The organism is Photobacterium sp. GB-72, from assembly GCF_003026095.1.
Taxonomy (GTDB): Bacteria; Pseudomonadota; Gammaproteobacteria; order Enterobacterales; family Vibrionaceae; genus Photobacterium.
In genome coordinates, this window is sequence record NZ_PYNV01000007.1 from 135,553 (window position 1) to 150,351 (window position 14,799).

Below are 14,799 nucleotides of genomic sequence, written 5' to 3' on the forward strand. Positions count from 1 at the left end.
TGCGTGTAATGGCGTGAGAGCTGAATACATTCTTCATTGGTCTACAAATTCTTTTTTGCTAATAGCTTACGTTTACAGCAATCATACATTAGAGTCAATAATATCTTTACAATTGCACAACACAATAGACAGCAAAATGAATCAATTATCAGCCATTTTAATTAACAAAAGCGACTATTCTATTTGCAGTCATGCGGACTACGTTGCATAGTTAGGCGTGAATATATTGCATCGGGAGGAGTACCAAATGAGCGCTGCCATGGAATCATTAATTGCCCATACCATCTTACAAGGCTTTGATGCCATGTACGGCCGCTTTCTCGATGTAACAGCTGAAGCACAAGAACGTTTTGAAAAACAGCATTGGGGACTTGTTCATAATGCTTTAAAGAAGAGGATCAGCTTTTATGATCATCATGTTGAATTAGTCACAAACCAAATTCAAATTATGCTAGGTGAACGTTACGCCAATCATGATTTTTTAATGGCTGTGAAAATGGCCTACCAAGATTTACTCTTAGACTATCCTCGTTACGATATTGCTGAGAGCTTCTTCAATTCGGTATATTGCCGTATATTCAAACACCGAAATATTAATCGCGATAAATTGTTTGTTCATACTTCACAAGAAGATCGTGTTCCCCCTTACCCAACATCACTAACGCGCCACTATCGTGTTAAAACAACACTGAGTGCGATGTTTGAAAGAATACTTGATGACACGCCCTTTACGTTAACTTGGCAAGATAAATCGAGAGATATCCAACTATTACTTAAACACTTACAACGGGATCTGGGTAATAAGTTCGATCAAGATACAACGCTTGAGCTTATTCGTGAGCCTTTTTATCGAAATAAAGCCGCCTATTTAATCGGAAAACTCACATTCTCTAATGGCGATTTCTGTCCCTTTGTCGTTCCGATTTTAAACGACAGTAGTCATGAAATTTATCTTGATGCGTGTATTTGTGACGCTAACGATGTCAGTATTATTTTTGGTTTTGCACGCTCATATTTTATGGTTTATGCCCCTGCGCCAGCTGCATTAGTTCGTTTCCTTTCACAGTTAATTCCCAATAAAACCCTTGCTGAACTTTATACTGCGATTGGCTGCCAAAAACATGGAAAAACAGAGCTTTACCGTGAATTCTTAGCCCATTTGGCGACAACTGATGACAAATTTGTCGTAGCGCCCGGCATAAAAGGCATGGTGATGTCGGTATTTACTCTGCCATCTTATGATTTTGTCTTTAAGATCATTAAAGACAAATTTGCACCTCAAAAAGATATAAGCCACAACACTGTCAAAGAAAAGTATCAGCTAGTAAAAGGACATGATCGTGTTGGTCGAATGGCGGATACCCAGGAGTATCGTAATTTCTGTTTTCCTCGAGAGCGTTTTAGCGAAGCATTAATCCAAGAGCTACAGTCTATCGCTCCCTCTATCATTACGCTAACTGATGATACGATTATGATTGAACATTTATATATGGAGCGACGCATGGTGCCGTTTAACCTCTATATAGAAAAAGCAGACGATGGTGATCTACGCTTTGCTATTAATGAATACGGCAACGCTATAAAGCAGTTAGCCGCAGCCAACATTTTTCCAGGTGATATGCTATTTAAAAACTTTGGTGTGACTCGACATAAGCGTGTAGTGTTTTACGATTATGACGAAATCACCTACATGACAGAGATGAATTTTCGTAAAATTCCACCACCTCGATACCCAGAAGATGAACTGGCGGCAGAGCCTTGGTATAGCGTAGGAATCAATGATGTCTTTCCTGAAGAGTTTCGTACCTTTTTATTAATAAACCCCAAAGTACGCGCATTATTTGACGAGCTACATAGTGATTTGTTTGAAGCGAGCTATTGGCAAAAGCTACAACAGAATATTACGGAGGAAAATTATCCCGATGTGTTCCCTTATCCATCTGAATATCGATTTCATCAGCATTAACAATCAACAAAAAACATCATCACATTGTAATAATTAAAACACTAGTTACATAAAATAAGCGTACTGGCTCATATAATGTAAAACAGGGTGTCTATTTCTTAAATCTGAAATGCATTTTATCTACCAATACCCTAAAGTTAGTAACATAAAATAATAATTAGAGATAATGGTATGACGAGATTATTATTAGGGATGATTATATTATTAGGGATTCAGCCTGTATTTGCCTCTGAATTCGATGACTTCGAACCCACTTATAATCGCAATAAAGAACAATCATCAGGGTGGTTTCTTTCGTCACAATCACGTCATCAACAAGCATTTGATGTTTGGCAAATTGACAGCGGATATGCTTATACCATTACCAAAAATACTCAACTTTATTTAAGTACCCAATTAACATCAGGTACAGTAACCCAGCGAGGGTCTAGAGGTATTGCATCAGGTGTTAAATATAATCTCACGCCCAAAGTCAGCCTACAAAGTGAAATAAATACGGCAACGACTAAAGAGAATACAAAGTTAGGGATAGAGGTCAGTAGTCAATATGATGTATCAGATCAACTAAACCTTAGAGCGACTGTTGATTATGAAGAACTCGAACAAGTCATTGAGTTTGGATTAGGATTTAGCTTCTAAGTAAAAGTTAGCTATTAGTCACTTAAGACAGATAAATCCAACGCGTGCTTAGACAAGATAATTCCATTTAAATCGGCATAAATATAATCACCAGGGTAAACTAGGTTTTCACTGAGATTTAATGTCACATTGAGCTCTCCCATTTGACGCTTCACTGTCTTAATCGGACATCCCCCTAATGCTTTTACACCTAAATTTAATGTCGCTAATGTTGCTATATCACGAACCGCACCATTAACAATGATCCCTTGCCAATGATTCTTAATCGCCAACAATGCTAATTGATCACCAAGTAACGCTCGTCGACAACTACCATGACCGTCAATAAATAACACTTTACCAGTGCCGTCTTGAGATAATATGTCACGTACTAAGCTATTATCTTCAAAACATCGGAGCGTGACACATTGGCCGTAAAAAATGTTTTTCCCACCATAATCATGACATCCTATTGGCAAAAAATGGATATCTTGTTCATAGTGATCGCATAAATCCGGTAGTAAATCTTTCATCATTCACTCTTCTTAGTATCAGTTAACGTCATCAATACTCATCTTGTCTAACATCAAAAAGTAAATTAACAATGTTACCTACCCCTTAATGGTTAAACGCAGAAATCAACACGACTTGAAACAAGGTAACGTTATAAACAAAATAGCTATGTAGAAGACGTATTAACAACTTTTAGCGTCAATCTAATATAGAATCAGGTTTAGATTCATCACATATAAAACATGCAACATAACGACGTCAATGTTACAATTAAAAACATAACGTAAATAACATGTTGTAGTTAATGTAAGTTATAGCCTGAAAAACACACAATCGGTATGTTTTTCATGAATATTTAACTTGGAAGTAATCAACCCACTATAGCTTCGACGATATTGTTAAAACTAAGAGTGAATAATCTATCTTTGCTCATTCTGTTTGATATAAATCAACAAACATATAAATAGCTATACTAAACAAACGCACAACATTGTTAGAGAGCTGTTAAGTGAATACAATCGCTGCATCAATTAGGGAGAGTGTAGCCAACACCTCAATATATGAGGTATTCCGATAGTTTTAATTATCGGGAAAAGGATGGTGTACCAACATAGGCAGCGATTTCGTAACAAATAAGTATTCTTGTTAATACTTTGCCTATATGTGAATTTTTTTTATAGAATTTAACTTACTCTGTTCATGCAGATTTGTTTTTTGATATTAGGTACTGCCAATGCAAACCCCTCACATTCTTATCGTAGAAGACGAGCACGTAACACGTAACACCCTAAAAAGTATTTTTGAAGCGGAAGGTTACACAGTTTTTGAAGCTAACGATGGCGCAGAAATGCACCAAATGCTTTCTGACAATCCTGTTCACCTAGTGATCATGGATATTAATCTACCAGGTAAAAATGGTCTTCTACTTGCTCGTGAACTTCGTGAGCAAGGCGATATGGCACTAATGTTCTTAACAGGTCGTGACAACGAAGTTGATAAGATCCTAGGTCTTGAAATTGGTGCTGATGATTACATCACTAAACCTTTCAACCCTCGTGAACTTACTATCCGTGCACGTAACTTATTGACTCGTGCTATGAACCAAGGTCTTCCTACTGAAGATAAGAAATTGGTTGAGCGTTACGAGTTCAACGGTTGGTCTCTTGAAATCAACAGTCGCTCACTAGTAAGCCCAAGCGGTGATCAATTCAAGCTTCCACGTTCTGAATTCCGCGCCCTACTTCACTTCTGTGAAAACCCAGGCAAGATCCAAACTCGTGCAGATCTTCTTAAGAAGATGACAGGTCGTGAGCTTAAGCCACATGACCGTACCGTCGATGTAACTATTCGTCGTATCCGTAAACACTTCGAATCTGTTGCTGATACACCAGAGATCATTGCAACAATTCACGGTGAAGGTTACCGTTTCTGTGGTGATCTTGGCGAAGAGTAATTCGTGAAGTTCAGACCATAATAAAAAGGCTCCTAAGGAGCCTTTTTTATTTTAAATGCAATACCATCACTCTATTTCTCGTACTGTTTTAACCATGTTTTCAGCACATCAATATCGTTTTGGTAACCATTTTTAATTTCATCAACCCAGTCATTAATGTTTTCCCACCAAGCAGGAAGTTCAGGAGACTGTGCTTTTTGTGCGACTTGCTGAATGTGTTTTAAACCGATAGAACCTGCTGCACCTTTAATTTTATGCGCTTCAAACTTAATCCCATCTTGATCTTTCGCGACCATATTCGAATCTAAAATCGCAATGTAATCTGGCATCATTTTTTCAAACATTTCGATGCTCGCATAAACAGGTTTAGTCCCTACAATATCAACGTAAGAGGTCAACATCTCCAAGTCGAGCAACTTGTCGATCATTTTATCGCTAGGCCCTGTTCCATCACTGTTAGTATCGGTTAAATCGTTAATTTCATCTTCCTCATAACTACAACTTAGAACGAGGTTTTCAATCACGCTAGTGATAGCTTTCACGCTTAATGGCTTACTAATCGCTTCATCCATCCCTTTTTCAAGGTATTCGCTTTTATCACTGATAACATTAGCCGTTAGAGCAACCAATGCTGGCAAATCCTGGTATTTTTCTCGTAGTTTCTGCGCAATATCAAAGCCTGTCATGTCTGGTAATTGAATATCTAACAAGACCAAATCATAATCTTCTGGTTTAAACATCGCTAAGGCTTCATCACCTCGCATTGCAACAGTGACTTCATGACCTAAACTTTCAAGCAAGGATTTAGCGACCGTGATATTTAACTCAATATCTTCCACCATGAAGATACTTAAACCAGTAAGCTCTGGTTTTACTTCAGTCACGATTTCTTCTTCAATAACATCTTCTACTAGCGGAACGCGAATTTTTACCGTAAAGGTACTACCTTCACCCACTTCAGAATGAACAGTGATATCTCCCCCCATTAGCTGAACGAGCTGGCGAGATACGGCAAGTCCAATCCCTGTTCCTACAGCATGAATATTATCGTCACCTTGTTTCACTTGATAATACATGGCAAAAATATTATCGATTTCAGATTTAGGAATACCAACACCGCTATCTTCAACTTCAAAGATAACATCAGCATCGTGCTCATGAATTTCACTGCTAACCGATAAAATCACGCCACCTTGTTTAGTAAACTTGGTCGCATTACCGATAAGATTCCACAACACTTGACGCAATCGCGTACTGTCGACTTCAATATTTTTTGGCAGTTCAGTTAAGCACTCTAGGTCAAAACGCAATCCTTTCTGCTCAGCCATTAACTGAGAAATATTCCCCATTTCATCAATGAACTCGTTGAAATCCAATGGTTTTGGCATCAACTCTAAACGACGGCGATCGGATTTATCTAAATCAATAATATCATTAAATATATTTCCTAAGGTGATCGCACTAACATGTACGGTACGTAAGTAACCACGCTGTTCATCAGTAAGATCTGTATCGAGTAACATACGACTTAAGCCAACAATACCATTGAGTGGGGTGCGTAATTCATGGCTAATAGTTGAAATAAATGAGGTTTTGTCGCTACTGGCTTTTTCTAACGCATCTTCATATTTTTTACGTTCGGTAATATCACGACCAAAGCCCATTAGACCAAGACGACGTCCATTGCGGTTATAGAATGGCACTTTACGAAGTTCAAATAGCGCACGTTTACCATTTGGATAAACTAACCACTGCTCATCTGTCATAGCACTATTTTCGTTAAACAACTCTTCGTCTGTTTTAATAATTCTTTTAGCGACTTCTTCAGGGTAAACATCCCAGGGTGTTAACCCCACTAGTTCTTTTTCTGTTTTACCCACTAACTCTGACATTGCACGATTACAACCTGAGAATTGGTTTTTTTCATTACGGTAGTAAATCAAATCAGGCGACGCATCTAAGAAAGACTTTAATAATGCACTTTGCTCTGCCACCGCTACTTGGGCATTTTCTCGCTGATAAACCTCATTTTCGAGATCATGCATCGCTTCTTCACGTGCTTCTTCCGCTTTTTCCCTTTCTTCTATTTCTAAATTTAACTGTGCAATATTGTTTTGAAGCTGTTTATTTAACTCCATGTCTCGCGAGCGCATCTCTTCTAGTTTAGTGACTAACTTCGATAAGCGTTGACGTGAGTCTTCTAACTGATCGACCACAACAGAGAGAAAATAAACAGCCCAAGGCGTTATTAATAAACCAAATGTCACCGATCGCACGATATCAATATCATTCACGGTGCCATGTAGTACTAACGTCACACTAACTTGAACAACAACGGCTAATGCAACCAATGCTAATGCAAGGAGTAGGCTAAAACGAACGATCCCTAATTTAACCAGAAGATCGACATAAAACTGAGCTAACATTTTGACTTGTTTCATCACTGAATACCAAAAGAAGAAAGATGCCGTCAAAGCGACGTGTAAGCTTGTTAATCATAAGCGCTGATATCAATTGCGCCAGAATAAAAAGCTGAAACTATAACCTTCACATACAAAAAAGCCCACATCACGTAGGCTTTGTTTTGTATTCTATTTTAATTGTGGGCGTTGATATACAAAAGCATCATTAATTAGACTCCCTTGCCCACCATAATTATCTAAGTTACGTCCAATTTCAGTCATCGCTAACCAGCGGTTTTCACACCACATTGGTGCCAGTAAGGTTGGCCTACGTGCCGCGGCTGAAACCCGATGATAAATCACATCAGCAGGAGTTAATCGGATCATTTCGCTCGCAATGTTGGTGTACTCTTCAAGGCTAATAGGGTCTAAACGTTCGGCTTTATATGCTTGCCCCATTTTACTGCCTTCAACTATGTGTAGTGGATGCAATTTTATCCCATCCACGCCTACCGCCACCACTTTACTGATCGTATCAAGGTTATCTTGTTTGGTGTCACCTGGCAGCCCAACAATTAAATGAGTGCAAACCTTGATCCCTAATGCCCGTGCACGTTGAGTGATAGCGGCATAACATGCAAAATCATGACCTCGGTTAATCCGCTTTAATGTCTTTTCATTTGCCGTTTGTAAACCTAACTCGAGCCAAATCTCATAGCCTTGTTGTACATAATCAGACAGTAACTCTAATACCGCATCAGGCACACAGTCAGGTCGAGTACCGACACATAACCCCACAATATCCGTCGTTTTTAACGCCTCTTCATACATTTTCTTTAGCGTTTGAACTTCAGCATAAGTACTTGTGTAAGCCTGAAAATAGGCTAAATAACGTTTTGCACGATGAATTTCATCGGCACGCTCTGCTAATTGCTGTTTAATAGGTAAAAACTGAGTCTTTTCATCTGCAAAAGAGGCCACATTACAAAATGTGCACCCTCCCCGACCAATCGTTCCATCACGATTAGGACAGCTAAAACCGCCATGCAAAGTTAACTTATGGACTTTTTCACCATAACGGCGCTGTAAGTCTTGACCAAATGTATTAACGAGTTCGTGCAGTTGCATTACTTTACCTGATTGCAAATAAATAGCTGTAAACACCGCGATGAATAGCGAGCAATATTAAAAAGAGTCGCAAGATAGCATCAATTACAAGTAATAAATTTGTGCTAAAACAAACAAAGCCCTTTCCTTTACTCAACAAAAAAGACACTTAATCGTAAATAAAATACAAAAAAGTTTCCCTAACTACGTATTGTTGCCTTTTTGTAAACAATCGATCACCAAACGTTTTTTGCATTTAAACGCAATTGCGAATAATTATCGTCGTTAAAAAGCCTTTTTCATGTTTAACAATGCAACAAAACAGCAATATTATGATAGCTAAATGTTAATTTTTATTGGTAATTAATGTATCAAAATTGTAGGATAGTTACACTTGTGTGCAATTTCTGAACAATAAAAGCGATGCCATCACCCTACTGTAAAGTGATTTGTGTCGCCCTTTCTCAAGAAATACAGTGTGTTCGTTCATAGCAAAACGAAACAACAAAATTAAGTTTGCCAATACAGGACGATTTTATCTTTGTGCAGACACTCAATCATGTTGGGTAGAACAGGATAGTTCATTTCAATACCGCAGGATTGTGACAATAAATTAGGGATAACCAAGCCTTAGGAATATGGCTTGATGCAACTGGAAGGATGTATCTATGACAGATCAAGAGCTGAACGATCAGGGACTTTATGTGCCTGAAATGGAGCACGATGCCTGTGGTATCGGCTTTGTCGCCCACCTAAAAAACCGTAAGTCTCACCAGATTGTTACTCAGGCTCTCGATATGCTAGCGCGTATGGAGCACCGTGGCGGTCAAGGTTGTGATCCATGCAGTGGTGATGGTGCAGGCATTTTGCTGCAAAAGCCCCACGAGTTCTTATTAGAAGAAACACTGACACTCGGTATTAAATTACCCGCCTTCGATAAATATGGCGTCGGTGTTGTGCTATTTCCAAAAGATGAGCATAAACGCCAGCAATGTCGTGAGATCTTAGAGCGTAACGCTAAACGCCTTGATCTTGAAGTGATCGGCTACCGTGTACTTCCAGTTGACAACTCAATGATCGGTGAAGATCCATTGAGCACAGAACCACAATTTGAGCATGTCTTCATCACTGGTGGCGCAAACTTAGATCCAGCCGTACTAGAGCGTAAACTTTATGTTTTACGTAACTATACTGTACGTGTTTGTCTGGAAAGTGTTTCGAACATTGGCGATGACTTCTATATCAACTCTCTGTCATACAAAACTTTGGTTTACAAAGGCCAATTAACTACAGAGCAAGTACCTCAGTACTTCCTTGATCTACAAAATCCAACGATGGTGACCGCACTTGCATTAGTTCACTCTCGTTTCTCAACCAACACCTTCCCACGTTGGCGCTTAGCACAACCTTTCCGTTACATTGCTCACAACGGTGAAATCAATACCGTTCGTGGTAACTTGAACTGGATGAAAGCCCGTGAAGCGATTCTTGAGTCTGATTTATTTAGTCAGCAAGAAATCGATATGCTACTGCCGATTTGTCAGGAAGGTAGCTCAGATTCATCTAACTTCGATATGGCACTAGAGTTACTTGTGCTTTCTGGTCGTAGTTTGCCACACGCTTTAATGATGCTTATCCCTGAAGCGTGGCAAGAAAACAAAAACATGGATCCTAAGCGTCGTGCTTTCTACCAGTACCACGCCAATATCATGGAACCATGGGATGGCCCAGCCTCTGTTTGTTTCACCGATGGTGTTCAAGTAGGTGCAACACTGGACCGTAACGGCCTACGTCCATCACGTTATACTGTGACTAAAGATGACTTCCTTGTGATGGCATCTGAATCAGGCGTGGTTGAAATTGAGCCTGAAAACGTCCAATTCCGTGGTCGTCTACAACCGGGTCGTATCTTCGTTGCTGATCTAGAGCAAGGTCGTATTATTTCTGATGAAGAAGTAAAAGACAGCATTGCGACAGCACAACCGTATGAGCAATGGGTTAAAGACAATCTATTAAGCCTAAAGACGCTTCCTGAAGCTGATAATATGCATCATCAGCCAACACCTGAGCGCTTACTGCATCATCAACAAGCGTTTGGTGTGAGCTCAGAAGAAGTGAATGACATTATTGTTCCACTGGCAAAAACAGGTTATGAGCCATTAAGCGCTATGGGTGCAGACTGGCCGCTAGCCGTGCTTTCTCATCAATCCCAGCACTTATCAAACTACTTTAAACAGCTATTTGCACAGGTGACTAACCCGCCAATCGATCCAATTCGTGAGCGTATGGTTATGTCATTGAATACTTACCTCGGTAAGGATCAAAACCTGCTAGCTGAAACACCGGCGCATTGCCAAAAAGTTGAACTTGAATCCCCTGTTCTTTCTAATGCTGAACTTGAGAAAATCCGTGAGATTGATAATGAACATCTACAATCGAAAACATTGGATATTGTATTTAATGCAAGTGGCGAAGATGGCAAACTAGAGCGTGCACTTAAACGTATTTGTCAGTATTCAGAAGATGCAGTCGTTGATGGTTATTCAATCATTATTCTAACTGACCGTGCGGTTAATTCTAACCATGCGGCTATTCCTGCAATGCTGGCTGTTGGCGCGGTTCACCACCACCTGATCCGTAAAGGTCTTCGCGCGAAATGTGACATCGTGGTTGAAACTGGCGATGCTCGCGAAACACACCACTTCGCAACCCTAATTGGTTACGGTGCTAATGCAGTTAACCCATATCTTGTGACTGAAACGCTAGTAGATCTTCAACGTAAGCGTAAGCTTGATCCAGAAGTACCAACAGACACCTTATTTGATAACTACCGTAAAGGGGTTAACGGTGGTCTATTGAAGATCTTCTCGAAGATGGGTATTTCAACGCTACAGTCATACCACGGCGCACAAATTTTTGAAGCGCTTGGTATCAGTAAATCTGTGGTTGATAAGTACTTCACCGGTACTGTAACGCGTATTCAAGGTCTAACGATTGATGATATCGCGCAAGAAGTCTTAGTCCGTCATCGTGTTGGTTACCCTACTCGTGAAATCCCAGTACAGGTACTCGATGTAGGTGGTGTATATCAGTGGAAGCAACGTGGTGAGAAACACTTGTTCAACCCTGAAACCATTTCACTACTGCAACAATCAACCCGTGAAAAAGATTACGCGCAATTTAAGCAATACGCGAAAGCGGTTGATGATCAAGGTGATAACGCTGCAACACTGCGTAGCCAACTTGATTTCATCAAAAACCCAGCAGGCTCTATCCCACTTGAGGAAGTTGAGCCAATTGAGAATATCCTCAAGCGCTTTGCGACAGGTGCAATGAGCTTTGGTTCGATTTCTTACGAAGCGCACTCAACACTGGCTGTTGCGATGAACCGCATCGGTGCAAAATCTAACTCAGGTGAAGGTGGTGAAGATCCAATTCGCTTTGAGAAGAAAGATAACGGTGATTGGGAACGTTCTGCTATCAAGCAGGTGGCATCAGGTCGTTTTGGTGTCACCTCTTACTACCTAACTAACGCTGATGAGCTGCAAATCAAAATGGCTCAAGGTGCGAAACCCGGTGAAGGTGGTCAGCTTCCAGGTGATAAAGTCGATGACTGGATTGGCGCAACACGCCACTCAACACCAGGGGTTGGCTTAATTTCTCCACCGCCTCACCATGATATTTACTCAATCGAAGATTTAGCCCAGCTGATCTACGATTTGAAAAATGCTAACCGCGCAGGTCGTGTCAACGTTAAACTGGTATCAGAAGCAGGTGTAGGTACGATTGCATCAGGCGTTGCTAAAGCCAAAGCCGATGTTGTTCTTATTGCAGGTTTTGATGGCGGTACAGGCGCATCACCAATGTCATCTATTCGCCACACAGGTCTACCGTGGGAATTAGGTCTGGCAGAAACGCACCAGACGCTACTGAAGAATGGTTTACGTAACCGTATCGTTGTTCAGTCTGATGGTCAGATGAAAACACCTCGTGACCTTGCTATCGCCACTCTTCTGGGTGCTGAAGAATGGGGCGTAGCAACAGCTGCACTGGTTGTTGAAGGCTGTATCATGATGCGTAAGTGTCACAAGAATACTTGTCCTGTTGGTATCGCAACACAGAACAAAACATTACGTGAACGCTTTGATGGTCGCGTAGAAGACGTTGTGACTTTCTTCCAATACATGGCTGAAGGTTTACGTGAAGTAATGGCAGAGCTTGGCTTCCGCGCTATTGAAGAAATGGTAGGGCAATCTCACAAGCTGAAAGTCCGTGATAATGTCAGTCACTGGAAATACAAAAACCTCGATCTTAGCCCTGTACTTTACGTTGAAAAGCCACGTGCTGAAGATGGTATTTACAACCAACGTCCCCAAGATCATGGTTTGGATAACGTACTAGACCGTCAATTGATTGAACTTGCACAGCCAGCACTGACGGAAGGTAAAGCAGTCAACGCTGAGTTGCCTATCATCAATACCGATCGAAGTGCAGGTACTATGCTGTCGAATGAGATTTCGAAAGTATACAAAGACAGCGGCTTACCACAGCCGATGAACGTGAAGTTCTTTGGTTCAGCAGGTCAAAGCTTCGGGGCATTCCTTGCTAAAGGCGTGAAATTTGAAGTTGAAGGCGATGCGAACGATTACTGGGGTAAAGGCCTATCAGGCGGTACGCTAGTACTTTACCCTGATGCGAAATCTGACATCGTTGCTGAAGATAACATCGTTGTGGGTAACGTTTGTTTCTACGGCGCAACCTCTGGTGAATCTTACATTCGCGGTCTTGCTGGCGAGCGTTTCTGTGTTCGTAACTCAGGCGCACAAGTTGTGGTTGAAGGTGTCGGTGACCACGGTTGTGAGTACATGACAGGTGGTGTTGCCGTTATCCTGGGTCAAACAGGTCGTAACTTTGCTGCTGGTATGAGTGGTGGTGTTGCTTATGTTTGGGATCAGTTCGATGACTTTGAAACCAAATTAAACCCAGAGTTAGTCGATTTAGATCCAATCGAAAAAGAAGACCAAGAATTATTACTAAATATGCTAACGAAGCACGTAGCATTGACTGGTAGTACGGTTGCAGAGCTTTTCCTATCTAACTTCGAAGCTAACTTGAAGAAGATGGTGAAAGTTATGCCAAGGGATTACAAAGCCGTATTACTAAAGCGTAAAGCTGAAGCTCAAGACAAGGAAGCGTTGGAGGCAATCAATGGGTAAGCCAACTGGATTTTTAGAATTTGGCCGTGAATTGCCAAAAAAATTGGACCCGAGTGTTCGTATTCAAGATAACAAAGAATTCGTTTTAAACGATGAATTTGGTGACAAGATCAATGAACAGTCATCACGCTGCATGGATTGTGGTGTACCGTTCTGCCATAACTCTTGTCCAATTGGGAATATTATTCCTGAATTTAATGATGCGGTTTACCGCGATAGCTGGGAAGAAGCGTGGAACATCCTAAGTTCAACGAATAATTTCCCAGAATTTACTGGTCGTGTGTGTCCTGCCCCTTGTGAAAGTGGCTGTGTGTTAGGTATCAACCAAGATCCCATCACGATTTGTAATATCGAGAAAACGATTGTTGAAACAGCTTATCGTGAAGGTTATGCCAAGCCTAAAACACCACGTTCTCGAACCGGTAAAACCATTGCAATTATCGGTTCAGGCCCTGCGGGCTTATCAGCAGCAGAGCAGCTAAACAGCGCAGGTCACACCGTGACAGTGTTTGAGCGTGATGAAAAAGTCGGTGGTCTACTTCGCTTTGGTATTCCTGACTTTAAGCTAGGTATGGATATCATAGATCGTAAGATCAACCTAATGGCAGAAGCTGGCGTTAAATTTGAAGTTAATGCGCACATTGGTGTCGATATCAATGCTAAGCAATTACGCCAAGACTTTGATGTCGTATTACTTACAGGCGGCTCAACCGTTCCTCGTAACCTGCCAATCCCAGGTCGTGAACTAAATGGCGTACATTTTGCGATGGAATTTCTTGCGCAAAATAACCGTCGTGCCAACGATATGGATTTAAAAACCGAAGAAATCCACGCCAAAGGTAAACATGTTGTGGTTATTGGTGGCGGTGATACAGGTTCTGACTGTGTGGGTACATCAAACCGTCACGGCGCTGCAAGTATTACTCAAGTTGAGATCATGCCTGTTCCACCTGAAAAGCGTCCAGCTAATCAGCCATGGCCGTCATACCCAATGATCATGAAAACATCAACGTCACATGAAGAAGGTTGTGATCGTTACTGGAACATCTTAACCAAAGAGTTTATCTCTGACGATAACGGTAATGTGAAAGGCTTACGTATTGCTGATATTGTTTGGCAAGAAGCAAAACCAGGCGAGCGCCCAGGGTTTGATGAAGTTGAAGGTTCAGAGCGTGTGATTGCCTGTGATCTTGCTTTCTTAGCGATGGGCTTCTTACACCCAGAACCAACAGGCGTTCTTGCTCAACTTGATATCGCATTAGATGAGCGTGGTAATGTTGCAACTGAAGATTTCGCAACTAACCAAGCAGGTGTATTTGCAGCAGGTGATATGCGTACAGGCCAATCATTGGTTGTACGTTGTATTAACGAAGGTCGAGAGTCTGCTCGTGCAGTTGACGCTTACCTTATGGGTAATACAAACCTTGAAGCAAAAGCTGATTCATTAATGCTTTCTTAACTTCTACGTAAAGTTAATATTTAATGCAAAGCCAGCTCAAATGAGCTGGCTTTTTTACTGTTATA

8 protein-coding genes are annotated in these 14,799 nt (G+C 41.0%); 5 read left to right on the plus strand and 3 right to left on the minus strand.

Going from position 1 to position 14,799, the window contains the following annotated elements; translation table 11 throughout:
- Nucleotides 1-247: 247 nt before the first annotated feature.
- Both aceK and C9J40_RS10295 read left to right on the plus strand, forming a co-directional pair.
- Complete coding sequence (gene aceK, locus C9J40_RS10290; protein ID WP_107207240.1) at nt 248-1,966, plus strand: bifunctional isocitrate dehydrogenase kinase/phosphatase; 1,719 nt, start codon at nt 248-250, stop codon at nt 1,964-1,966.
- Between the two features lie 171 nt (nt 1,967-2,137).
- The gene (locus C9J40_RS10295; protein WP_107246734.1) at nt 2,138-2,605 is read left to right on the plus strand and encodes a hypothetical protein; all 468 of its coding nucleotides are present in this window, start codon (nt 2,138-2,140) and stop codon (nt 2,603-2,605) included.
- 14 nt (nt 2,606-2,619) lie between these two features.
- Here the strand turns inward: C9J40_RS10295 and C9J40_RS10300 are convergent, their stop codons facing one another.
- A complete protein-coding gene (locus tag C9J40_RS10300; RefSeq protein WP_107207324.1) occupies nt 2,620-3,117 on the minus strand; it encodes a putative 4-hydroxy-4-methyl-2-oxoglutarate aldolase in 498 nt (165 codons plus the stop codon).
- A gap of 713 nt (nt 3,118-3,830) precedes the next feature.
- On the opposite strand from C9J40_RS10300, the gene arcA reads away from it, so the two are divergent.
- The gene (gene arcA / locus C9J40_RS10305) at nt 3,831-4,550 is read left to right on the plus strand and encodes a two-component system response regulator ArcA (protein WP_107208579.1); all 720 of its coding nucleotides are present in this window, start codon (nt 3,831-3,833) and stop codon (nt 4,548-4,550) included.
- A gap of 71 nt (nt 4,551-4,621) precedes the next feature.
- Here arcA and arcB read toward each other — a convergent pair whose 3' ends face one another.
- The gene (gene arcB / locus C9J40_RS10310) at nt 4,622-6,991 is read right to left on the minus strand and encodes an aerobic respiration two-component sensor histidine kinase ArcB (RefSeq protein ID WP_107246736.1); all 2,370 of its coding nucleotides are present in this window, start codon (nt 6,989-6,991) and stop codon (nt 4,622-4,624) included.
- A gap of 150 nt (nt 6,992-7,141) precedes the next feature.
- Nucleotides 7,142-8,080 (minus strand): TIGR01212 family radical SAM protein, encoded by a 939-nt coding sequence (locus C9J40_RS10315; RefSeq protein ID WP_107246737.1) that lies wholly within the window; start codon nt 8,078-8,080, stop codon nt 7,142-7,144.
- 647 nt (nt 8,081-8,727) lie between these two features.
- On the opposite strand from C9J40_RS10315, the gene gltB reads away from it, so the two are divergent.
- Nucleotides 8,728-13,275 (plus strand): glutamate synthase large subunit, encoded by a 4,548-nt coding sequence (gene gltB, locus C9J40_RS10320; protein WP_107246739.1) that lies wholly within the window; start codon nt 8,728-8,730, stop codon nt 13,273-13,275.
- Nucleotides 13,268-14,734, plus strand: a complete 1,467-nt coding sequence (locus tag C9J40_RS10325) for a glutamate synthase subunit beta (protein WP_045083715.1) — start codon at nt 13,268-13,270, stop codon at nt 14,732-14,734. The genes gltB and C9J40_RS10325 overlap by 8 nt, the downstream gene beginning before the upstream one ends.
- The last annotated feature ends 65 nt before the right edge of the window (nt 14,735-14,799 follow it).